General features: G+C 41.1%; 25 protein-coding genes. 13 read left to right on the top strand and 12 right to left on the bottom strand.

What is annotated here, in order from left to right:
• Nucleotides 1–186 precede the first annotated feature (186 nt).
• On the bottom strand, nucleotides 187–972 hold the full coding sequence (locus DV872_RS13505; RefSeq protein ID WP_114630476.1) for a DeoR/GlpR family DNA-binding transcription regulator: 786 nt from the start codon (nucleotides 970–972) through the stop codon (nucleotides 187–189).
• 164 nt (nucleotides 973–1136) lie between these two features.
• On the opposite strand from DV872_RS13505, the gene DV872_RS13500 reads away from it, so the two are divergent.
• Together DV872_RS13500 and DV872_RS13495 are read left to right on the top strand one after the other, a co-directional pair.
• On the top strand, nucleotides 1137–2276 hold the full coding sequence (locus DV872_RS13500; protein ID WP_114630475.1) for a uroporphyrinogen decarboxylase family protein: 1140 nt from the start codon (nucleotides 1137–1139) through the stop codon (nucleotides 2274–2276).
• Between the two features lie 35 nt (nucleotides 2277–2311).
• Complete coding sequence (locus DV872_RS13495) at nucleotides 2312–3187, top strand: SMP-30/gluconolactonase/LRE family protein (protein ID WP_114630474.1); 876 nt, start codon at nucleotides 2312–2314, stop codon at nucleotides 3185–3187.
• Nucleotides 3188–3253: 66 nt separating this feature from the next.
• On the opposite strand, the gene rpe is transcribed toward DV872_RS13495, so the two are convergent.
• The 5 genes from rpe to DV872_RS13470 form a co-directional block, all read right to left on the bottom strand.
• Nucleotides 3254–3925 (bottom strand): ribulose-phosphate 3-epimerase, encoded by a 672-nt coding sequence (gene rpe / locus DV872_RS13490; protein ID WP_114630473.1) that lies wholly within the window; start codon nucleotides 3923–3925, stop codon nucleotides 3254–3256.
• Nucleotides 3925–4611, bottom strand: coding sequence for a deoxyribose-phosphate aldolase (gene deoC / locus DV872_RS13485; protein WP_114630472.1), 687 nt, complete (start codon nucleotides 4609–4611; stop codon nucleotides 3925–3927). Before deoC ends, rpe begins: the two co-directional genes overlap by 1 nt.
• Nucleotides 4611–5390, bottom strand: coding sequence for an SDR family NAD(P)-dependent oxidoreductase (locus DV872_RS13480; RefSeq protein ID WP_114630471.1), 780 nt, complete (start codon nucleotides 5388–5390; stop codon nucleotides 4611–4613). Before DV872_RS13480 ends, deoC begins: the two co-directional genes overlap by 1 nt.
• A 12-nt stretch (nucleotides 5391–5402) precedes the next feature.
• Nucleotides 5403–6167 carry an SDR family NAD(P)-dependent oxidoreductase gene (locus tag DV872_RS13475; RefSeq protein ID WP_114630470.1) on the bottom strand — a complete coding sequence of 255 codons (765 nt, stop codon included), beginning with the start codon at nucleotides 6165–6167 and terminating at the stop codon, nucleotides 5403–5405.
• Nucleotides 6168–6370: 203 nt separating this feature from the next.
• On the bottom strand, nucleotides 6371–7498 hold the full coding sequence (locus tag DV872_RS13470; protein ID WP_147283172.1) for a GntR family transcriptional regulator: 1128 nt from the start codon (nucleotides 7496–7498) through the stop codon (nucleotides 6371–6373).
• Nucleotides 7499–7596: 98 nt separating this feature from the next.
• On the opposite strand from DV872_RS13470, the gene DV872_RS13465 reads away from it, so the two are divergent.
• Nucleotides 7597–7896 (top strand): hypothetical protein, encoded by a 300-nt coding sequence (locus tag DV872_RS13465; protein WP_114630468.1) that lies wholly within the window; start codon nucleotides 7597–7599, stop codon nucleotides 7894–7896.
• Nucleotides 7897–8008: 112 nt separating this feature from the next.
• Here the strand turns inward: DV872_RS13465 and DV872_RS13460 are convergent, their stop codons facing one another.
• The 4 genes from DV872_RS13460 to DV872_RS13445 all read right to left on the bottom strand — a co-directional run bounded on the left by DV872_RS13460 (nucleotide 8009) and on the right by DV872_RS13445 (nucleotide 12533).
• Nucleotides 8009–8950, bottom strand: coding sequence for an ABC transporter permease (locus DV872_RS13460; RefSeq protein ID WP_114630467.1), 942 nt, complete (start codon nucleotides 8948–8950; stop codon nucleotides 8009–8011).
• A gap of 12 nt (nucleotides 8951–8962) precedes the next feature.
• On the bottom strand, nucleotides 8963–10465 hold the full coding sequence (locus tag DV872_RS13455) for a sugar ABC transporter ATP-binding protein (protein WP_233516426.1): 1503 nt from the start codon (nucleotides 10463–10465) through the stop codon (nucleotides 8963–8965).
• 67 nt (nucleotides 10466–10532) lie between these two features.
• Nucleotides 10533–11477, bottom strand: coding sequence for an ABC transporter substrate-binding protein (locus DV872_RS13450; RefSeq protein WP_114630466.1), 945 nt, complete (start codon nucleotides 11475–11477; stop codon nucleotides 10533–10535).
• A gap of 39 nt (nucleotides 11478–11516) precedes the next feature.
• Complete coding sequence (locus tag DV872_RS13445; RefSeq protein WP_158546970.1) at nucleotides 11517–12533, bottom strand: LacI family DNA-binding transcriptional regulator; 1017 nt, start codon at nucleotides 12531–12533, stop codon at nucleotides 11517–11519.
• A 371-nt stretch (nucleotides 12534–12904) separates the two neighbouring features.
• Between DV872_RS13445 and DV872_RS13440 the strand changes: the two genes are divergently transcribed.
• The 10 genes from DV872_RS13440 to DV872_RS13395 all read left to right on the top strand — a co-directional run bounded on the left by DV872_RS13440 (nucleotide 12905) and on the right by DV872_RS13395 (nucleotide 20737).
• Nucleotides 12905–13462 carry a C-GCAxxG-C-C family protein gene (locus tag DV872_RS13440; RefSeq protein WP_158546969.1) on the top strand — a complete coding sequence of 186 codons (558 nt, stop codon included), beginning with the start codon at nucleotides 12905–12907 and terminating at the stop codon, nucleotides 13460–13462.
• Between the two features lie 219 nt (nucleotides 13463–13681).
• Nucleotides 13682–14671, top strand: a complete 990-nt coding sequence (locus DV872_RS13435; RefSeq protein ID WP_114630463.1) for a Gfo/Idh/MocA family protein — start codon at nucleotides 13682–13684, stop codon at nucleotides 14669–14671.
• A 295-nt stretch (nucleotides 14672–14966) separates the two neighbouring features.
• The gene (locus tag DV872_RS13430; protein WP_114630462.1) at nucleotides 14967–16349 is read left to right on the top strand and encodes a PTS galactitol transporter subunit IIC; all 1383 of its coding nucleotides are present in this window, start codon (nucleotides 14967–14969) and stop codon (nucleotides 16347–16349) included.
• Between the two features lie 101 nt (nucleotides 16350–16450).
• Complete coding sequence (locus DV872_RS13425) at nucleotides 16451–16936, top strand: PTS sugar transporter subunit IIA (protein ID WP_114630461.1); 486 nt, start codon at nucleotides 16451–16453, stop codon at nucleotides 16934–16936.
• Nucleotides 16933–18654 (top strand): phosphoenolpyruvate--protein phosphotransferase, encoded by a 1722-nt coding sequence (gene ptsP, locus DV872_RS13420; protein WP_114630460.1) that lies wholly within the window; start codon nucleotides 16933–16935, stop codon nucleotides 18652–18654. Before DV872_RS13425 ends, ptsP begins: the two co-directional genes overlap by 4 nt.
• Before the next feature lie 17 nt (nucleotides 18655–18671).
• Nucleotides 18672–18959, top strand: coding sequence for a PTS sugar transporter subunit IIB (locus tag DV872_RS13415; protein WP_171832102.1), 288 nt, complete (start codon nucleotides 18672–18674; stop codon nucleotides 18957–18959).
• A 3-nt stretch (nucleotides 18960–18962) separates the two neighbouring features.
• Nucleotides 18963–19298 carry an MTH938/NDUFAF3 family protein gene (locus DV872_RS13410; protein ID WP_114630459.1) on the top strand — a complete coding sequence of 112 codons (336 nt, stop codon included), beginning with the start codon at nucleotides 18963–18965 and terminating at the stop codon, nucleotides 19296–19298.
• Between the two features lie 14 nt (nucleotides 19299–19312).
• On the top strand, nucleotides 19313–20083 hold the full coding sequence (locus tag DV872_RS13405; protein ID WP_114630458.1) for a DeoR/GlpR family DNA-binding transcription regulator: 771 nt from the start codon (nucleotides 19313–19315) through the stop codon (nucleotides 20081–20083).
• An 8-nt stretch (nucleotides 20084–20091) separates the two neighbouring features.
• Nucleotides 20092–20451, top strand: coding sequence for a hypothetical protein (locus tag DV872_RS13400; RefSeq protein WP_114630457.1), 360 nt, complete (start codon nucleotides 20092–20094; stop codon nucleotides 20449–20451).
• 1 nt (nucleotide 20452) lies between these two features.
• Complete coding sequence (locus tag DV872_RS13395) at nucleotides 20453–20737, top strand: HPr family phosphocarrier protein (protein WP_114630456.1); 285 nt, start codon at nucleotides 20453–20455, stop codon at nucleotides 20735–20737.
• A gap of 24 nt (nucleotides 20738–20761) precedes the next feature.
• Here DV872_RS13395 and DV872_RS13390 read toward each other — a convergent pair whose 3' ends face one another.
• Entirely contained in the window at nucleotides 20762–21709 is a 948-nt protein-coding gene (locus DV872_RS13390; RefSeq protein WP_114630455.1) for a sugar-binding transcriptional regulator, read from the bottom strand.
• A gap of 118 nt (nucleotides 21710–21827) precedes the next feature.
• Entirely contained in the window at nucleotides 21828–23234 is a 1407-nt protein-coding gene (lpdA, locus tag DV872_RS13385; protein ID WP_114630454.1) for a dihydrolipoyl dehydrogenase, read from the bottom strand.
• Between the last annotated feature and the right edge of the window lie 2 nt (nucleotides 23235–23236).

Here is a 23236-nt window from a genome sequence, read left to right as displayed (position 1 = left end):
TAATATTGGCATAAATCAATTGAGATAGGGCTGATTCCTAGTATAAGAGGATATAAAATGTCTTTTTTTTAATGGAAAGAGTATTTATAAAGAGTTATGAATATTCAAATGAGTAATTTGAACTAAAAATAGGGCTGCTCTTTTAGCTGAGCAGCCCTATGACAGTATTATAGTATTTCTTTGCGATCAGACAGATTCTACAACGATTCCAAGATCTCTTGCTTTTTGAATTTCATCTGCTGGAGTATCGGTATCTGTGATAAGCATATCAATATCACCAGGGGCGACAAAGGATCCAAGACTGAGAATACCCCATTTAGATGAATCCACCAGACCAATATTCGTATGGGCCTTTTCTGCAATAATCTTTTTCTGCTCTACAAAACCAATTTCAAGATCGGAAAGCCCCTCATTAAGGGTAAATCCAGCAGCACCAAAAAAGGCTTTTGAAAGATTCCATTGAGACATAAAATCCATTGAGGGCACACCTACTGTAGAGTAGGAATCCCTCTCAAAAAACCCGTTTAATACATAAATCTTAAGATTACTGGTTACCGCAAGCCAGTAAGTCACTACTATACTAGGAGTTATGATTGTAATATCTTTTTTATCAACCAAATAATGCCTCATTTCTGATGCGGTTGTCCCTCCATCGATAAAGATAACCTCCCCATCATTAACCAGATCTGCGGCAGCTTTACCAATCCTCTGTTTGTTTTCAAAGTGTTTCTCTTCCCGGATGTCAAAAGGAAGAACCAGTCCTTCCTCATTTTCTTTGACAGCAATGGCTCCTCCGTGGGTTCTAATTATCAAACCCTTGTCTTCCAGGAGAATAAGGTCATTCCGGACGGTGACCACTGAGACTTCAAAAGTATCACAGAGATCTTTTACAGATGCTTTTCCATTCTTTCGAATTATACCTAATATGTTCTCTTGCCTTTTTTCAATGGCAACACCGTTTCTCTTTTTCATATTCCAATTCTACTATAGAGAGTTATAAGCCGTCAACATTACATTGGCACTAAATATCATTTACATAATTTATATTATCGTTTATTAACTTTAAATATCTATTTGACATTTTACACTTTCCATTGTTTAATATAAAAAATCAATCGACAACATAAGGAGCAGATATGACTCATCGTGAGCGTGTCTTAGGGGCATTGGCCCATAAAGAATCCGACAGGATACCTATTGATCTCTGGGGATCGGCCAGTCGGATATGTAACAAACTGTATTTGGAAATTGCAGAGGATCAAAACTGGAAAGAGCTGGGCCCCTGTATTAAAGCAAGCCGCTCCGGAGATTACGTGGATGATCGTGTTTCCGAACTTGTTGGATGTGATTTCAGACATATCAACATAGGAAAACCCACAGATTTCAAATCCTACACCAATGAACATGGTGCCACAATCGGCGAATGGGGCTGGGGTTCAACTCAGGTTGCCGGTACATCACATATATCTTTCAATCCTCTGGCAGATGCAGAAGAGAGTGATATTGAAAAACATAGATGGCCTGTCGCTGATGATCCCGGCCGCAGTGCCGGAATAAAAGAACAGGTCGAAGCTCTGCATAATGAAAATGAGTATTTTATCAGTGCTGCCTCCGGCATATCAGGAATGATGCTTGACCTGGGTCCATATTTGAGAGGCTTTGAACAGTTCCTCATGGATCTCTATATAAATGAACCATTCTCTCATAAACTGATCGGGAAAATTACCGATGTGATTATTGAAATATACTCCTGTTACTTGAAAGATGTGGGACCTATGATTGATTGTGTAGAGTTTTCCAGTGATCATGGAATGCAGGATCGTCCACTTATAGCACCCGACCTATATCGAAAATTTTTCAAAGGACCCTATGCCCGTATTTTCAGTGAGGTAAAAAAAATGGCACCCAATGCCAAAATTTTTATGCACAGCTGTGGCTCAGTTCGCGACCTTATCCCTGATTTTATAGATATGGGTATAGATATACTCAACTCACTTCAGCCTAAAGCGACTGGTATGGATTCATTTGAGTTAAAAAAAGAGTTTGGAACTGAAATAGTTTTCCATGGAGGACTCTGTCTACAGGGTGGTATTACGGGTACAAAAGAAGAAGCCATAGATGAAGCTAAAAGAAGGATAGATGCCTTCGCTCCAGGGGGCGGATTTATCTTTGCTCCCTCCAATCACTTTATGGAAGATGTCAGTCTGGAAAATTTCTATGCAGTGTATAATACTGCCCGAAAATACGGTCGCTACCCCATCAAATTAACAAATTGAATATAAACATGTGATTAGTTCAAAAGGAGAAATAATTGAGTTTATGTAAAACTATAGATACCATACCGGCCTTTTGTGGAGAAACTCCTCACTATACGACGGATTCAAACAGCATCGTCTGGATTGATTCGGGAAATCCAGTCTTATATATTTATCATCTTGATTCTGGCAGTATAAGCAGCAAGAAACTACCCGCCCCTCTGGAGGGTCTGATCCCCAGAGAGAAGGAAGGATGGGTTGCACCGACTGCGCATTCAATTCTCTATCTAAATGAAGAATTTGAACTTGAACAGGAAATAAAATCTCTTCTTCCGGATAGACAGCAGCTGGCGTTTCATGACTGCTGTGCTGGACCGGATGGATCTTTATACATCGGTTGTTACGACGAAGTAGATTATGCTGCATCCAAAGGATGCATCTACAGATTAAACCCGGAACTTCAATTCGAGCAGGTAGCCGAGAAACTGGCTCTCCCTAATGGCTCCGGATTCAGTCCTGATGAGAAAACATTTTATATCAACGAGATGATGGCTTCCCGTATCCTTGCTTATGATTTTGATACATCAAAGGGAACTTTCAGCAACAGACGGACTTTCACTGAAATAGCTCCTGAGAAAGGATATCCCGATGGAATGACCATTGATAGCGAAGGTTGTCTATGGGTTGCTCTATGGCAGGGATTCAAGATAGTGAAGATTACACCGGATGGAAAGATCGCAGAAGAAATTGAGATGTCCGTTCCGTCTCCCACCTCTATGACCTTTGGCGGTACAGACCGGAAAACCCTCTATATTACCACTGCAAAAAAAGGGTTATCTGAAGAGCAGCTGACCGACTACCCAGAGTCGGGATTATTGTTCAAATTGCCGGTGAAGGCAAAAGGACTGGGCGCAAGAACTTTCAAAGGCTGAGAATTCGAGCATTTGGTTAAGCAGGAAAGGAAGTATCTCCCTCCCTGCTTAACCACACATTCAGGATCATATATAAACAGACTGGTTCAACAGCATTCTAAGCTGCTCTGTTTCCACACCATAATCGTCCCGGTCAAAAATGGCCGAACCTACAACAAAGATATCTGCACCGGCATCTGCTGCATCACAAATGGTCAGGGGATTAACTCCCCCATCCACCTGAATACGGACAGATGACTCCCTGACATCAAGGATTTCACGAAGTTCCCTGATTTTCTTCAGCACGGGAGTTCGAAAGCTCTGGTTGCCAAATCCCGGTTCTACGCTGAGGAGAAGTATATAATCCACATCATCAAGAAGCTCACTCAACTGAGATACAGGAGTGCCGGGAGCAATAGCTATCCCCGCTTTTTTCCCATAAGACTTTATTTTTTGTATAACTCTCAAGGGAGTATGAGTTGCTTCAATATGAAAGGAGATCATATCTGCTCCGGCATTTGCAAAGGATTCAACAAAATCCAGTGGATTCGCAATCATAAGATGCGCATCCACTGGCAATTGACAATATTCTTTCACAGCTGAAACGGTCTTGGGACCCATGCCCAGATTAGGAACAAAATTCCCGTCCATCACATCCACATGGATGATATCAGCCCCCGCCGCTTCCACAGCCCGGACCTCATCAGCCAGTCGCCCCATATCAGCCGAAAGGATAGATGGGCCGATTTCGAATTTCATCAGTATCCATCTCCGGATTCACCGACACCACCTTCACATATGGCTTTTACTGATGAAACACCGATACCGAGACGATGAACACCCATATCAACAAACATCTTTGCACGATCGTAATCTCGGATTCCTCCAGAGGGTTTGACCTTGATCTTTCCTGCAGATGTATCCAGCATGACCTTTACAGCCTCTTCGGAAGCACCGCCGGAAGCAAATCCTGTAGATGTTTTAACAAAATCAGCACCTGCACGAATGGCCGCTTCTGTTGCACCTTTGACCTCATCAAGATTCAACTCTGTAGATTCTAAAATAACCTTCAATGCTACTGCTGCAGGTTTGCATACTTCAACTACGGCACGGATATCAGATTCAACCAGGTCCCATTCCCCGGATTTGATAAAACCATAATTGGCAACCATGTCTATTTCACTGACACCGCGATCTATATAAGCTTTAGCCTCTGCAGCCTTTACTTCACTCAGACCACAGCCATGGGGAAAACTGAGAACAACTGAAACTTCCGTATCACTTCCTTTACTCAGTTCTCTTGCCAGATCAATATCACATGGTCTGACACAGACAGTTTTAGATCTGTATTTGACAGCCTCTGCTATGGCAGCCATCGCTTCTTTCCGGGTCATATCCGGTTTAAGTACGGCAGTATCCAGGTATCTGCATATTTCATCACTCATCAATGAACCTCTCTCCCACCGGAAACATTGAATGCCTGTCCGGTATTATAATCACCATGTATGGTTAAAAATTCACACCATGCCACAATATCATCAATAGCAGCCAATCTCTGAAGGGGGATTTTCGCTGTAAATTTATCTACAATCTCATCCCGTTCCATTTTCATATTCTCTACATAACCCTTACTCACACTGGACCAGACACCTGTTGCATCCACAATACCGGGGCACAAGCAGTTAACCTTGATCTGATCTCCCGCCAGCTCAAAAGCCAGGGCATGAGTCAGAGAGATAATGGCTCCCTTGGCACCGGAATAAGCACCCATAAGTGCAGAACCGGTCTTACCTGACTTGGAAGCAAAGTTGATAATTCTACCATCTTTGTAATTCTTCATAGTCTTCAACGCACCCTGCACACAATAGACAGAACCGTTAAAATTGATCTGCATCATGCGGTCAATTCTTTCTGGAGTCATCTCTTCAATGGATTGCTGATCAACGGCTCCTGCAATATTTGCAAGTGCAAAAACATTACCCAGATTCTTGGCAATAGTTTCAAAACAAGCCAAAACTGCATTCTGGTCTGTAATATCCAGGACATAACCGGCTACATCGAATCCTTCTTTTTTAAGTCTATCAGCCTGATCCTTAACCTCCGGCAGTATATCTATGAGAGCTACAGAAGCTCCATGCTGACAGTACTTTTCGGCAACAGCCAGACCAATACTCCGCGCCGCCCCAGTGACAACACAAACTTTACCTTTTAAATCGACTCCCATTTCACTCTCCTGTTAAATAAGCATTCCACCGGTGATATCCACTACAGAACCGGTGATATTAGCGGCCTTACCCGAAGCCAAAAAAGCTACCAGGTATCCAACTTCAATAGGCTCTGTCAACTTTCCGACAGGAATCCTTTTAATGTAATAATCTTCCATTCCATCCTGACTCCACTTATCTTCATTCATGGGAGTCCGGACCATACCTGGAGCAATTGCCACGACACGGATTCCATCTGCTGAAACTTCCCGGGCCATAGACCTGGTCAGCATATTGATTCCGGCTTTTGCAGTTGCATAATGGGCATGTCCGCCGGTGTTATACTGAAAAGCTGATTTGGAAGAAAGATTCACAATGACACCTTTTTTCCCTGCTTCAACCATCTTATTCACAACACGCTTGCTCAGCATATAAGGACCGTTCAGGTTTATATCTATGACCCTCTCCCAACGGCTGTCATCCATCTCGACTGCATTCTCAGTCGGCCAGACACCTGCATTGTTCACAAGAATCTCAACGGCCCCAAGTTTACCGGCAACCTCTTTCAGCATGGTATCAAGGTCATCAGCCTTAGAGACATCTGCATATACCGCAATACACTCTGTGCCATATTTTTCATTAAGCTTCTCAACAAAAGCTTCTACTGCAGGCTTATCTACAATGTAGTTCACAGCAACATTGACACCTTCACAGGCGAGGTATTCCGATATACCTCCCCCGATCCCACTTCCGCCGCCTGTAACCAGCGCGACCTTACCCTTTAGACCTAAATCCATAGGACCTCCAATAAATTACTATATCAATCAATGTATAGCACTATATATAGCTATAAAGCACATGTCAAGTTTTCCACCAATGAATAGATATATTTCACGAAATTAGAGACATAGATCAATTAAAAGAGAGGAAGGACTATAGGTATTATATAGTTACAAGAGTAGAGAAAGGTTATTGAAAAGATCTTTGAAGTAAAAAAGAATTATGAATTGAGAGAATATTTGCGGAGTACAAGCTCCGGCTTTACCTCATAATGAGACAAAGAAAGCTCTCCCTCATCACTATATTCTGTAAGGATTGTCCGAACGATCTGCACGGTTCGGGAATTGTTCAGATCCATTGAACTGAGACCAAGAACTTCAGCAAAGGCATGATTCCCACATCCAATGATTGTAAAGTCCTTTCCGGACTCAAGGCCGGTTCCCTCTAAATAATTCTGCACGCCTCCGGCAGAAAGATCATTGGCACAGAGAAAAGCCCGGCAGGTAGGATGATGATTCAATATACGGCGACAGGCATCAGCTCCCCCTTCCCTTAGACCCATTCCGTTGACACGAAGTGAGGAAAGAGAGCTTATATTCAACGATTTCAAACCCTGAGAGTAACCTTCAAGCAGTTTTTCACCCCTGTAGTTCCTTTCCCAGTCAACAAAAGCTATATCATCATAACCAAGGCGGTTCATAAAAAGAACGGTATCAAAGGCACCACGAACAAGATCATAGTGAATCTCAGTATATTCAGAATCAGTCTCTGAAGGATTTAGCAGGAGAACACGTTTTGCTATAGATGCATTAAGGTTCGTTACCACACCCTGAACTGAGGGCTCATAAATCAATAAAGCACCATCCCCGGCTAAGGCCTTTTTCACAAGAGAGTTTTCCAATACAGAATTTTCATGATACAGGGAGACACTCATATCTATTTTTCTGGATACACATTCTCTGCTTATGATATCCAAAACTTCCTCATTGGATGAATCTATCAAGGGCAGCACGATTCTCACTGATGACGCATACTTCTTATCCGGTTTATCTGCTGATACTGAACCTGCAGCAGATGTACCCGCATAAACGACAATGGTACCTTTACCACTATAGCGCTCTATGTACCCCTCCTCTACAAGCAGGGACAATGCATTTCTAATGGTAACATGGGTGGTTCCGAAACGATCTTTAAGCAATCTTTCGGGAGGGAATGAATCACCTTTCTGGTAATCCCCCCGGAGAATCTCATTCTTAAGCTCTTTATATATATTAAGATATAGAAAATCGCTTCTTTTATTCCCTTTATCCGGCATTACTTTCCTCTTGACTTCTCCTGCTTTCTTCAAGAATATATGTTACAAAAAGACAGGTTTGATGTATGCTTTAATACAAAAGAGCACTATAGTTATGAGTATAGCATTAGAGGATTGATAAGAGTAGTCATATGGCAGAAGAAAAATCGTTCAACAAAAAAGTGGCAGAAGTCATATCAACATTTGACTTTATGCGTGTCAAACAGGTGATGGATTACTTAAACTGGAACTGGGCAGGTTTTGATGGAACACCAGACGAAGAAGCTCTCATAAAAAAAGCTACCGATTTACTGGAACAAGTAGGCAATAATCCTGGTGAAGTTTGCGGTTCCGGCGGGTTCAGAGCAAGCTGCAAGCAAAATGGAACTCTAAGTTTGAAATTCATTCTAACTGAAAGCTGGTCTGATCCTCCCGATGAGACTATTATTTAAAAACTCTTCAAGAGCCAAAAAAATTGAATCCCGATATATATAAATTTAATAAACCCGCTGAATGATTCAGCGGGTTCCATAAGAAGCAGCATTGATTACTGCAACAAGTTATTTAACGTTTCTTTTTATTAAGTTGATCAAAGAGTACAGCGAAAACAATCAGACCACCTACAGTGATGTCCAGAATAAAAGGGTTGATCCCAAGAAGGTTTCCACCATTTCTAATAGCTGCGATTATCACTGTTCCGAGAACGGTTCCGAGTATTGTCCCTACGGCACCGCTCATTGAAGCACCACCGACTACAACAGCCGCGATAACATCAAGCTCATAACCTGTTCCGGATGTTGGAACACCATTACCAAGACGTGCTGTCATTAAAATACCGGCAACCGCAGAAGTAAATGCTCCAAAAGCATATATACCATATATGTTTTTACCTATTTTAATACCCGAAAGACGAGCCGCTTCTTCGTTGGAACCGATTGCATAAACATTACGGCCGAAAACTGTATATTTGGCAATTATAAATCCAATAATGACAATGATGATCCAGACCCAGACCATTCCCGGTACCCCAAGGTATTTGGCAACTGCAAAGTGTTTGAAATCCTTTGGCAGGCCTGAAATCTTCCTGGCTCCGGATATGAGCATAACTGCTCCCCTGACCATGGTCATGCCACCCAGGGTGGCAATAAATGCCGGGACACTTCCTTTATGAATCAGAATGCCCATCAGGAGACCCAATACAGTACCTGAAAAAAGAGCAAGCAATATAGCCAGTGGAATAGGTAATCCTGCTTTCATCATCATAGCGGACAGAACGCTGCTGAACGCCAGAACTGAACCGACAGACAAGTCAATTCCACCAGAAAGAATAACAAATGTCATTCCGATCGCCATAACACCTATTATTGAAGTCTGCCGGAGCAGGTTCATTATATTATTGTATGACAGAAATCTATGGGATACGATGCTGAGTACAGCAATCAGAAGTACAAGAATTATAACAAGGTTTCTCTCAGCAAACTGAGGGCCCTTAATTTTTTTCAACATTGGTTTAGTCTCCTATTTTAATAAACCGGAAGCCAGTTTAAGTAATTTTTCTTCACTGTAATCGCCACGCTCGACGATTCCTGTCTGTTTTCCTTCATGGATGACCATGATTCTATCAGCGATGCCAATAATCTCAGGCAGATAGGACGAGATCATGATCACAGCATTTCCTTCAGCTAAAAGTTGTTCAAGAAGTCTGTATATTTCTGATTTAGCACCCACATCAATACCTACTGTCGGTTCATCAAAAATGAAGATATTACTGTTACAGCAGAGCCACTTTCCAATAACAACTTTCTGCTGATTACCTCCGCTGAGGTTAATAACTTTTTGTTTACCAGAGGGTGTTTTTATCCTCATATCATCAATCTGCTTAAGAGAACGTTCTTTCTCTTTTTTCAGATTTATAAAGCCAAGCTTTGAAATGTCTTTATAAGAGGCCATATTGATATTATTTTCTACTGTAGTGTCCAATGTCAGGCCTTCATTTTTACGATCTTCAGGCAGAAGCCCTATACCCTTACTTATGGCTACAGCCGGATTTCCAATGGATACTTTCTTATTATCTAGATAGATTTCTCCGGACTCAAAGGAATCCGCCCCGTAGATTGCTCTGACAATCTCTGTTCTTCCAGAACCTACTAAACCGAATATGCCGAATACTTCACCTTTGTGAATACTGAAATTTATATTTTCAAAAGCTCCTGAACTGGTCAGGTTTTCAACCCGGAGGGCTTCATCGCCTTGTTTGCAATGTTTAATGCTATACATATCTTCTATCGTACGACCAACCATTTTAGAGATCAGATCATCTTCATTGCTGTCTGATACGATCATAGTATCGATAAGACGGCCGTCTTTCATAACGGAGACCCTATCGCAAAGTTCAAATATCTCTTCCATACGGTGTGAGATATAAATACATGCTACGCCTTCGTTTTTTAGTCTTCGTATAATTGTAAATAATTCTTCAACTTCTTCATTTGCCAGAAGAGCTGTCGGTTCATCAAAAATAATAATTTTGCTATGTTCAAAATATTTTTTAGCAATAATAACCATTTCCTGCTGAGCTGCGGAAAGCTGCTTAACAACGCTCTTAGCATCAACAATAATATTTAGTTCGTCCAGGACAGCCTGAGTCTGTGACGTCATTGCTTTCCAGTCAACAAATCCCAATTTAGTAAGGGGGATTCTCCCTAAGAAAAAATTCTCGGCTACTGTCAAATGTCTGGCAATTGTAACATCCTGATAAACAGCACTGAGACCATGGCCTGCAGCATCGATGGGATTTCGGATATCGACCTTTTCTCCGGCGATGTAAATGTCACCGCTGCTTCTCTGATGAACACCCATCATAATTTTAATCAGAGTGGATTTCCCAGCACCGTTTTCACCTACTAACGCATGAACTTCCCCGGCATTAATACTGAGGTTGACATCTGTTAACGCTTTAACTCCAGGAAATTCCTTGCTTATATTTTCCATACGGATAATTTCATCGAAGTTCTGCTTCAAAAAATACTCCTTTATCTAACCAGAATAAAAAAAACCGCACCGAAAGGAATCAGTGCGGTCATGTCTTTTAAAGATCTTCTTTCTTTGTAACTTTTACACCAGTGTCAACAAACTTGGGAAGTGTCTCGCCGTTTATTGCTTTCAGTGCATAGGCACAACCTGAGTAACCCATATTGAACTGGTCCTGAATAATGAGTGTCTTGATAACACCATCGCCAAGGGCAATAATTTCATCTTCATCATCATCAAATGCAACAACCATAATCTTGTCTTTAAGTTCTGCCTGCTCGATAGCCTTGGCAACACCGTCACCAGTATGGTTGTTATCGGCATAAATACCAATAAGGTCATCATATGTTGTAATAAGGTCTTCTGTAGTCATCAGTGACTTTGCAATATCATTATTAACATAACGGGGATCAAGAATTTTGATGTCCGGAGCAAGAATCTTAAGCTGGTCAATAAATCCACCATCTCTCTCAATTATTGTATCAACACCTGCAACAGCTGCAACGATTGCCACTGTTCCATTTTTCTCAATTCCATACTCGTCAAAGAATGCGACCATTGCATCCGCTGCCAGTTTTCCACCGAGAACATTGTCTGTAGCAAGGTGACTTGTAACGTCTGTAGGAATCTTTGTATCAACTGTGATAACGGGGATTCCCAGACTGAGGGCATTATTAACGGCGGGGACTGCACCTTCACCTGCATTTGAAGCAATTACGATTGCATCAGGTCTGCTCTCAACTACATTTTCGAGTATACCAATAGCTTCTTCTACGTCTGCTTCAGAAGCAGGACCATAAATAGTTACTTTAACATCGGGGTTTTCTGCATCGAAAGCTTCTCCACCCTCAATAACTTTCTGCCAGAAACCTGAGTCTGTTGCCTTTATTATAAGTGCAATTTCAGTTTTTCCGCTGTCTGCTGCACTGTCCTGCTGTCCTCCAGCAAATACAGGAACTACCATCATAGCCATAATGACTAAAATCAGGGTAATCTTTTTCATGTTTGTCTCCTCAATTATATTTATAGCTTCATACGAAGTCTATTTAACTGTTGCTACTGAATCCGTCATTTTCAGTCTGGTCTTCAGTTCGATATGTACCGGTTCATATTCCTCTCCGGCATGTTTTATCCTTTCAAGAAGGAGTTCGGCCGCATATTTACCGATCTCTGTGAGGGGTTGGATGATACTTGAGAACTCCGGCTCTATGAAGGATACATAGTCATGATTTGGAAAGGTTGCAATATCATCAAAAACAAGCACCGAGATATCTTCTGGAATATTCAGTTTTCGACGAAGCCGCATTTTGAGTGCACCGATGCCAATATATACATTTGAACAGAAAAGTAATGTTGGTCTGTTTTCTGAGTCCAGTAAATCCGCTATTTCTTTTTCAAGCTGACAATCAAAATCCTTCACCTGTATGAGAGAGTCTTCTGACTGTTCTATTCCATGATCTTTAAGAGCTTTCTCAACACCACGGAATCTTTCTTTATCTGTATAAAAATCACCATAAACAGCGCCGATATTCCTATGCCCCATTTCGATACAGCGGCTTATTGCCTTATATGAGGCCGTATAGTTGTCCACAGTAATGCTGTCGCAATCGAGTCTATCGATGAGACGGTCAAGGAGAATTACCGGGAGGCCTTCATCAATGCATGCCTGTATGTGTTCACCTTTTTCATGGGATGATGCCAATACAACTCCATCAATCTTTTTGTCCATCAGCATCTCAAGCTGTTTGATCTCATTATCCTTACAGTTCCCGTAATCAGAAAGAATAACGTTGTAACCATTTTCTCTCATATTTCGTTCAAATTCTTTGATAATCGGAGGAAAAAAAGAATCCGTAATGTCGGGGAGTATGACACCTACGGTGAATGTAGTACTTGTCTTCAGACCGCTCGCAAGTGGATTCATTTTGTAGTTGAGCTTATCAATTGCATTAACAATCTTTATTCGATTCTCCTCGGTAACAGTACGACCGTGAAGAAAACGTGAGATTGTTGATTTTGAAACTCCTGATTCTCGTTCAACATCAAGTATTGTAGACAAAACCTTTCCTTCAAGTGAGAACGTTCTCACTTGATAGGAATTATATGTCAGCATTTTTTATATGTAAAGGAATAATTTCAATAATGAGAGGGTTTCATATTTCATAGATATATATAAGACTATTATATACATTTATACATCTTTAATTTAAATTATAGATTTTATTATCGTTTTGATTTATTTTATGATTTATGACTTCAGGCGGAAATATGGAAGAAATCAGCACGGTAAAATGGTATGTTTTCACCTTTGTGTCATAAAAAGCGGGCAAAAAGAAAAAATATTATGTTAGAGTTGTTATGGATTATTTTGATAAAGAATCTTTAGCTGAAAATAGAATGAAGATTAAATAAAAGATGAAGGATTACAAAATGAAAAACAAGGAACAACTGATTCAAAAAGCGGAAGAATTGGGATTCAAATATGAAAAGGAATATCGGGGTTGCGCACAATGCACGATACTTGCCGTTATGAACACCCTGGGAATTGACAATCCCTATATCTTCAAAGCAGCTACCGGTTTGGCCAGTGGTGGCGGAAAAATGTGTGATGGTGTTTGTGGAGGATATGCTGGTGGAATTATGGCCATGAGTTTGATTTTTGGTAGAAGTCTGGATAAGGTCCTGGATGATAATGAAAATAAAAACACCTCTTTTCTTATGGCCACACAATTAAGAGAAGAATTTATTAAAAGTTATGGAACTGTAATCTGTGGAGAGATACACCAGAAAATATTCGGCCATACATTCAATATGTACGATGAACTGGATAAAAAGCAGTTCGATGATGAGGGAGCTCATGTTGACAAATGTACATCTGTTGTTGCCTCCGCTTCCCGAGAAGCAATGAGATTACTCCTTGATGAAGCCGAAAGAAGAGGAATGACTATTGATGATATTAAAGAGATCGGCAGCATAAAAACCTTTTAAAATCTGTAAGATTCTAATTATTTCGAAAGAACCCTGCCCTCTTTTTAGTGAGGGCATAGTCTTTATGTCCCATTAATATGTAAATATCTGTATTTTTGAAATTATATTCCACATTATTGAAATATAAAATCATTTACATTGACAACTATTCATTCTCCGATATATTTTTAGAATACTAAATCAATCAATAATATCAATAATATCAATAATGGAGATAACATGAAGAAGTACAGATGGGCCATTCTAGGAACCGGAAAGATTGCAAACAGATTTGCCGAAGCTCTGAATAACATCCCCGAAGAAGCTGAGCTTCTTGCAGTAGGATCCCGACGCATTGAATCCGCTGATTCTTTTGCTGATAAATACAGTATAGAAAAACGTTATGTCGGATATGAACAGGTTGTTGCCGATCCCGATGTAGATATAGTTTATATAGGAACGCCCGGTGTCTGCCATATTAAAGATGTCACAATGTGTCTTGAAGCTGGAAAATCCGTTCTCTGTGAGAAAGCTCTGACCATCAATGCAAAAGAGAGTCAGACTCTGATAACACTGGCAAGAAAAAAGAATCTCTTCCTTATGGAAGCCATGTGGACAAGATTCTTCCCTATCCACAGAAAAATACAGGAATTGATTGCAGAAGGTGCCCTAGGCGACCCTAGAGGTGTTTTGGCTAATTTCAGCGCTGTTGCCCCTCCGGGAGACGGCAATCGTTTCTGGGATGTAAAGCTGGGAGCCAGTGCTTTACTGGATATAGGCCTTTATGGAATAGCCTTTGCCTCACAACTCTTCGGGGAGCCCGAAGAAGTAACCGGCCTGGCCTATATAGGTCCAAACGGGTTTGATTACCATTCATCCTGCGCCATGAAATACAAAGGTGGACGACTGGCGACAATTATGAGTTCTCAAATGACACATGACATAAAAGATGCCGTTGTATTCGGCGACAAAGGTAAGATTGTCATTGATGATCCCTGGTACAAACCTACTGCAATGACTGTTCACAGAGAGGGAAAAGATCCTGAACGGATTGAATACCCTCTGGATGGATTCAACGGGTACGAATATGAAGCCAGAGAAGTCATGGAATGCCTCGACAGGGGTGAAACAGAAAGTAAAATGGTTCCCCTTGACGAATCACTTTCCATTATAAAGACCCTGGATACATTGAGAAACCAGTGGGGATTTCAATTTCCTTCTGAAAAGTAGTCTTGAAACCCTTTTAGACTGAGCCGGAAACAAGCCGTTAAATCTTGATTCCGGCTTTTCAAAAATATAATTATTTCCTTACCCAAAAACAAGATATTAAATATTTAAAGTTCTCAAAAAATCGATAGGAAATTAAATTCTATGAAGATTAATACCTTCGGACCATACAAAAATAGGTCCCTAAAACCATTTTTATGCAATTAATTTTCATTTTCTTTCTATTTAATTTCATTTTTTGTTTGACAGCTGCAAATTCCTATTATAGGATATTTAAACAATCATTAAAGGAGCTTTTATGGAAAGCGTAGTAGGTTTTTTCCTGGGTCTCGGCCCATCTGTCCTTCTCCCAATCATCCTGTTTGTCATCGCGTTAGTATTCGGGGCAAAACCAGGGAAAGCACTCAGATCATCATTGATGTTCGGTGTCGGTTTTATCGGATTGAATCTTGTTATTGGCTTATTGTCCAATAATATCGGACCCGTTTCAAAAGGAATGGTAGAACGTTTCGGTCTGCAAATGGATATTATCGATGTAGGCTGGCCTGCATGTGCATCCATCGCATTCGGTTCAAAAATATCAACTTTAATCATACCTGCGGGTATCCTTCTTAATCTTCTTCTGATCTTTACAAAAGTGACCAAGACGATCAACATCGATATCTGGAACTTCTGGCATTTTGCTTTTGTCGGCGGACTGGTACAGTGGGCAACAGGCAATATCTGGTACGGACTGATTTCCGCAATGATTTTCGCAGCAGTCATGCTCTTCCTTGCAGACTGGACAGCCCCTGCCGTCCAGCAGACCATGAAACTGCCGGGAATTTCCATTCCTCATGGATTTTCAGCAGCTCCAATCCCCTTTGCAATCGTTATCAACAAAATCATTGATTTAATCCCCGGTGTCAGAGACATCAAAGGTGACCCAATAACAATCAAGAAAAAATTCGGACTGATGGGTGAGCCTCTGATCATGGGTGTTGTAATCGGTCTTGTGCTTTCGTCCATTGCTTACCTTGGACTTGGTCCCTGGACAGACTGGCTTGGTAAAATCCTTTCTACTTCCGTATCTCTAGGTGCCGTCATGGTATTAATGCCCCGTATGGTAGCTCTTTTAATGGAAGGTCTAATCCCTCTTTCAGACGCGGCAAGAGATTTTCTACAGAAACATGCTAAAAACAGAGAAATTTTCATTGGTCTGGATTCAGCAATAATTGTTGGTCATCCCACAGCTATAGCAACAGGTCTTGTAATGGTGCCCATCACTTTGCTCCTTGCTATTATCCTTCCAGGAAACAGAGTAATTCCTTTTGGAGATCTGGCTGTACTGCCCTTCCTGGTTTGTATGGTAATTCCCATTGTTAAAGAAAATGTATTCCGCTCTATTGTCATATCTACAGTATTTATGATTCCTGCGATCTATATAATGAATTACCTGGCTCCCGGAACTACTGCAGCAGCCCTGTCAGCAGACTTTGCACTTCCCGAAGGTGCTAACCTGGTATCCAGTATCTGTGACGGCGGAAACTGGATTCCCGCAATGTTCCTCTGGGTAAGTGATTTCTTCTGGCTAGGAAACTCAATTATTGTTATCATCCTTGGCGCCAGCTGGTGGGGACTGAAAAAGTACCCTGACACATGGCACAAACTTGCTGGTTTCAGAGCCGAAGAAGTCGAATAGATTCCAAGTGATTGGTATTTACCGGTAATTATTTAAACACACATAAAACCGGGCTGCCTCGGCAGCCCGGTACTTCATAATTTTACTTTAAAGGATCTCACATGCGAATCGAAGATATTCTTAAACCTGAATATATCATTGAAAATCTGTCTGCCGACACAAAAGAAGCAGCACTGAAACAGATGGGAGAAAAACTGTTCTCCATGGGATTGGTTAAAGAATCATTTATTGAAGCAATTCAATACAGGGAGAAAAATTATCCTTCCGGTCTTCCCATGGAAGGTCATAAGATTGCCATCCCCCACACTGATGCGGAACATGTTAACGAATCTGTTATTCTCTTTGCCCGCCTCAAAGATCCCCTGGAATTTTCGGTAATGGGTGATCCCGATGAAAAGATTCAGGTACAAATGATCTCCATGTTTGCCTTGAAAGAAAAAAAGCTGATTGGAGATTTATTGACAACTCTGATAACGACCTATCAGGATGATTCTGTTCTTGATTCACTCCTGCATGCAGAAGACGGCCGAAAAATGTATGACATCCTCATTAAACAAGTCGGTGCAAATTTAAAAGGTGAGTCATGAAAATTCTTAATGGAAAAACGGCCTCTCCCGGCTTAAGCAGGGGAAGTGCCTTCCTTTACAAAACGTTAGATCTTCACTTTGAAAGCAGGAAAATTACAGATATAGAAAGTGAAAAGAAAAGACTCCAAACTGCCTTCCAAAGCTCTTTAGCAGAGCTGAGCACTATAAAAGACACTATGTCTGGATCTTTGGGTGAAGAATATGCACATATATTCAGAGCTCAGATGACTATGGTGGAAGATGATGAGTTTCTAGCTGAAATATGCGAAGTTATTGAAGAGGAAAAAATGTGCTGCGAAGAAGCTCTTCAAACCATATTAACCCTCTATTCCAGTCAGTTCAGCTCTATGGGTGAAGATGACTACAATCGTCAACGCCTTCTGGACCTTGAAGATGTATGCAAGAGAATTTTACGAAATCTCCTTGGTGTAGAAGAACTTAGTCTCGCCTCTGTTCCTGAAGGCAGCATAGTCATTGCAGAAAACCTCATGCCTTCAGATACAGCTATGATGAATAGGAAACATGTTATGGGGTTTATCAGCGAAAAAGGTGGAGTAACCTCTCATGTTGCAATACTTGCAAAAAGCCTGTCCATTCCGGCATCTGTGGGAGTTAAAGACGCATTAAACACCTGTCAAAAAGGTGAAGAAATATATTTAGATGTCAGTGACTTTGAAAAAGCGGTTATTTACATCAATCCTGATGAAAAAACAAGCTTAGAACTGAATACTAAGATCATCAAATACAACAAACAGAAAGAATTGAATCTGAAGATGAAAGATCTGGAACCGATTACCACAGATGGAATAAAGATTATTCTTTCTGCAAATATAGGCTCTGAGCAGGATCTAGATGACGCTCTGGCCTTCGGGGCAAAAACTGTAGGTCTGGTGAGAACTGAATTCCTCTTTTTGAATTCACCGGATCTCCCGGATGAGGAAACCCAGTACAATTTTTACAGTACCATTGCAAAACGTTTAGAGGGTGGTATGGCTGTCATCCGTACATTGGATATCGGCGGTGATAAAGAAGTAAAATGCCTCTCCCTGCCTAGCGAGGAAAACCCTTTTCTGGGATTAAGGGGTATAAGAGTCTGTCTGAAATATAAGGATATATTCAAAACCCAGCTACGGGCACTCATGAGAGCTGCGGTACATGGTGATATCAGAGTTATGTTCCCCATGATTTCTGATATTGCCGAATACCGACAGGCCCGGGAATTGATGGGAATTGCGGCTGATGAACTAAAAGAGGAAGGCATAGAATATTCCTCTGATTTTGAAACTGGAGTCATGGTGGAGACTGCTGCTGCAGTACTGATATCAGATATATTATTGAAAGAATGTGATTTTGTAAGTATTGGAACAAATGATTTGACACAATACCTGTTATCGGTAGATCGTATTAATGAAGATATAAGTGAATACTATCGAATGTTCAGCCCGTCAATTTTCAGAGCCATAAAACAGACCTGCGATAATGCGGGTAAGGCTCAGAAATGGGCAGGGATTTGCGGAGAACTGGCAGGGATGCCTTTGGCTATACCTGTATTGATTGGACTGGGAGTGAAGGAACTCAGTATGTCCGGACAGCTGCTTCCACAGACCATCGGTCAAATTCGTGGATTATCTTCCAAAGAGTGCCGGGCAGCAGCTCAGAGAGTACTTGAAATGGAAACTGAAGAAGAAATTAAGGCGTATTTACGTCAAGTAATATAGAAAAAAGGAGATTTAAAATGATTGGGAAAAAAATCCTTGTATGCTGTGGAACTGCTATTGCAACATCCACTGTTGTTTTGAGAAAGATAGAGGAAATTCTTGAAGAAAAAGGAATTACGGGTGTTCGATTTGATCAGTGCAAGGCATCTGAAGTATCGTCAAAACTGAATGATGTGGATTTAATAGTAACAACAACTATGATTTTTGACGTGGGTGATATCCCTGTGATCCAAACTCTTTCTTTCCTGACAGGTATAGGAATTGAAAATGATATGAATAAAATCATATCATATTTGGAGGCATAGTATATGATTGAATCAATTTCTATGGGTAAACTACTGTTTAATGGAAAAGTATCCAGGTCTGATACTATAGTTTTTAAAGATAATATGGATACTAAATGGTGGATAAAAGAAAGAAACAGCGTACAGATGTGTGATCTTGAAAGTGTCATGGCTGTTAATCCTGAGGTTATTGTTTTTGGTACCGGTTTTATGTTGCCAATTTCGATGAGTATAGAGACTCAGGAAGAGATTAAAAATAAGGGAATAGAGCTTATAATCGAAAAATCTGAAGAGGCTATGGAAATCTTTAATTCCAAAGTAAAGGAAAAGGAAACTGTGGGTCTTTTTCATTTGATTTGAAAGTTCAATAACTGATGAAAAATAAGAAAGACAGGATTAATGGAATCATCAACAACCTCCGCCTGAAGGGCACTACAAACCTTGAGAATCTTGCAGCTGATTACAATGTTTCAACGGCAACAATTCGTAGGGATATTAAAGAGCTTGAAAAATCAGGGCAGGTAGTGCAGACCATCGGTGGTGGTATCATCTTGAGAACGGACTTCTCTGAGTCAGTCAGAAAAGAAAACCTGAGTCATGCAATTGTTGAAAAGATAAGGATAGCCGAGTACTGCTCGACCCTGATAAATGAACAGGATACTGTAATATTAGGTCCCGGGGCCATTACGACCTTAACTGGACGTATTATCAGTGGTCTAGATATCAACTTCAGGGTGGTCACGAACTCACTTTCTCTGGCTCTTGAACTGTCAGAACTGGACAATATCAATACCTATATTATTGGTGGTGAAGTGGAAGGAAACTACTCAACTAAAATGGAATATAATCAGAGCGGACTTGATAGTATTAAGTATGCTGACAAACTGTTTATTTCTGCAGATGGTATAGATATAGAACATGGATTAACCTATTTTCAGGCTAGTTCAATGATTCCTATGATTAAACAGATGATGGAAGTAGCTGATGAAGTCATACTCATAGGCGATTCGACTAAATTTGGAAAAATATATTTTAACAGACTTCAGGGAATTGAATGTGTAACAAAAATTATTACTGACAGTAAATTGGATGCAAAATATAAAGGCGCATTCACAAAACTTAATATTGATTGCATAACTGTGTAGGAGATAAAATGATATCAGAGATTTCATTAATGATGTCCGGAGCTCTAGGACAAAAAGTGATCAATTTTTATATGAGTTATCAGCTTCTTTTCAATACGATTGTTGTTCTGTATGGAGCAATCCTCTTATTGGCTCATTTAAATGAAAAAAGGATTATTAGAAGTATTCTGACGAATAGAGGCGAGGACCATCTCACTCTTGAAACCTTGGATTATTTAGAGGAAATGGAAGATCCTGAATTCTGGAAAACCCTTCTGAAATCCATAAAAGTCCCCATAATTTCCACAAGGTCAGCTTTGTATTACCAAAAGGCAAACCGGGAAAATATTCTTAAAAATTTGACTAAACACTTAAAACGTAGGAAATAAAATGACTGAATTGAATATAACCATCACAAATGACACAGGGCTGCATTCCAGACCAGCAGATGTTTTTGTGAGAACTGCAAAACTGTTCTCATCTGAAATTATTGTAAAAAAAGGAGAAAAAACAGCAAAGGCCAAGGCAATACTGAAGGTCATTCTTCTCAATGTTTCCCAGGGAGATACCATATCTATATCAGCAGATGGTGAGGATGAAAAGGAAGCACTTGATGAATTGAAAAAGTTAATTGAGTCGGATTTTAAGATTATAAACCCAAAGGTAAAAATCTAATTAAATATCCGAAGGATCTACAGATCAGCCCTGTGAAAGCATCCGCAAGGCTGCATTTTCATCAGTGACAATAGAGTTGACCAGACGGCCCTTGACAGCACCAAGAATGGCCTCTGCTTTTTCCGCACCGCAGGCAATACCTATGACATCAGGCACTTTCAGCAGCATATCCCAGGGAATACCGATAACTCTCTGATTTTCAGGTATGTCTAAAAGCTGTCCGTTTTTATCATAATGAAGGCCGCATATATGACCGATGCCTCCCATTTCCTGAATCCTGACTGCATCAGATAGATTAAGAAAACCTTCCCTGACCATTGAGCTGAAATCAGGATTATCCGGACTCAAACCTACAAGAGCAATGTCTATCTGACCCATCAGTTCCATTGTTTCGGCTATTGGAGATTCTTTAAGAAGGAGTTTTTTCAGCTCGAGATTCTTAACGATCACCGGTGCCTGAATCAGACGGCAGCTGCCATTAATTTTATTCGCAAGGTTCCTGGAGAGTTCGAATCCATCATATGACAGATTTTCCATTCCCAGGCTTCCGGTCATCTGAATAACTTCAGTATCAACAACACTTTGCACATCCAGAGCCTTAACAAGCTGATAAAGACTGCTGCCCCAGGCCAATCCGACTCTCTGCCGATCCCTCAGCTTTGACTGAAGAACTCTTGCTGCGGCTGCTCCTGCGGCAGCAAGAGTAGCTGCCTTATCATCTTCTGAATGGACAACAACAGCGGTTCTCAGGCCATAGTCTTTTATGAGTCTTTCCGACAAGGCGGATACCAGCGAACTGTCACTTTCCTGTATCCGTATTTCGACAATTCCCTCTTCACGGCATTGTTTCAGAAGATTGGAGACACTGGGTCTGGATATTTTGAAATGCCGGGCTATTACCTCTTGAGAGAGTCCATCATTGTAGTATTTCTTGGCAAGTTCAATTAAAAAATTCCGGTCTTTCTGAATCAAAGAAAACTCCTGAGACTATCACGTTACCATAGTAAGCAAACAAAAACAATTCGCTGTTCTGTTCAATACAGACCGGTCGACACTTGGGTTCCGAATACCGGTCTGCTGATATATGTAATTATTTTAAAGAAGGAGGAAGATGGAGACATCTCCCCAGACTATCTGCTGCCGCCTCCATAAAAGCCTCCCCGACTGAGGGGTGTCCATGAATGATATCGGCAATCTCATGACTTGTCACTTCCATAGCCATAAGAGCAGCCGCTTCATTGATGATCTCTGAAACACCGGGTCCCGCCATGTGGACACCGAGTACTTCTCCATATTTTGTATCCGTTACAATTTTAACGAAGCCTTCTGATTCTCCCACAGCCAGAGCTTTTCCATTGCCGGCCAGGGGAAAGTAACCTGTTGAAATCTCTCCCTTGAGAGCAGCCTGTTCCTCGGTAAGACCGACAGAAGCAACTTCCGGCAGAGAATAGACCACAGATGGTACATAACGCATGTCTGCTTTTTTCAATGCTCCTAAAGCATTTTCGGCAGCCACTTCACCTAGTTTGAAGGCGGCATGGGCCAGCATTTTCTGGCCGGTCACATCTCCTGCTGCATAGATACCGGAAATATTGGTCTCCTGATATTCATTGACAAGTATGCGTCCACGTTCAGTCTTGATAGAAATTTCACCCAGAACAGAAAGGTCCGGTACCCGTCCTATTGAAAGGAGAGCCTTCTCAGCTTCCAGAGTTTCACCCGATGAGAGAGAGAAAGCCAGTCCGGGACCTTTTTCTTCAATTTTTTCAAGGCGTACACCCTTATATATTCCGGCACCCTTTTTTATCAACAGCTTCTCAATAAAAACAGAGATAGAAGTATCCATAAATGGCAGCAGCCTGTCTTCCATTTCAACGATGTTTATTTTGACACCGAATGAGAGGAAAATCAAAGCCATTTCGACCCCGATAACTCCCCCGCCGATGACAGTCATACTGGCAGGCAGTTTATCAATAGACAATATTTCATCACTGCTGAAGACTCTTGGAGTATCAATACCCGGTATTGGAATTCGGGCAACTTTTGATCCGCCAGCAATCAGGATCTTATCACCCTTAATCTGATCTGCTCCATCGATGGACACTGTGTTTTCAGATTCAATGATGCCCTTTCCATAAAAGACATCCACACCATTGGCTTTTAACAGACGCCCGACTCCACCGGTCAGCTTTTTCACTACCTTGTCTTTCATCTTCAGAGTAGCAGGCATATCGACCTGAAATTCCGTATTTATCAGCCTTATCCCACGGGAAGCGGCATGTTTGATCTCTTCAATTATTTCAGCATTTTTCAGGTAGGCCTTTGTAGGAATACAACCCCGGTTTAAACAGGTTCCCCCCAGGGTATCCTGCTCAACAAGAGCAACCTTAGCACCAAGCTGAGCAGCTTTTATTGCCGCCACATACCCGGCAGGACCTCCTCCTATAACGATGAGACCATATGAGCCGTTATTCTGTTGTTTCTTTGTATCAGACATAA

Origin of the sequence: Oceanispirochaeta sp. M1, assembly GCF_003346715.1 — a bacterium.
Taxonomy (GTDB): domain Bacteria; phylum Spirochaetota; class Spirochaetia; order DSM-2461; family DSM-2461; genus Oceanispirochaeta.
This window is presented reverse-complemented; position numbering and strand designations above follow the sequence as displayed.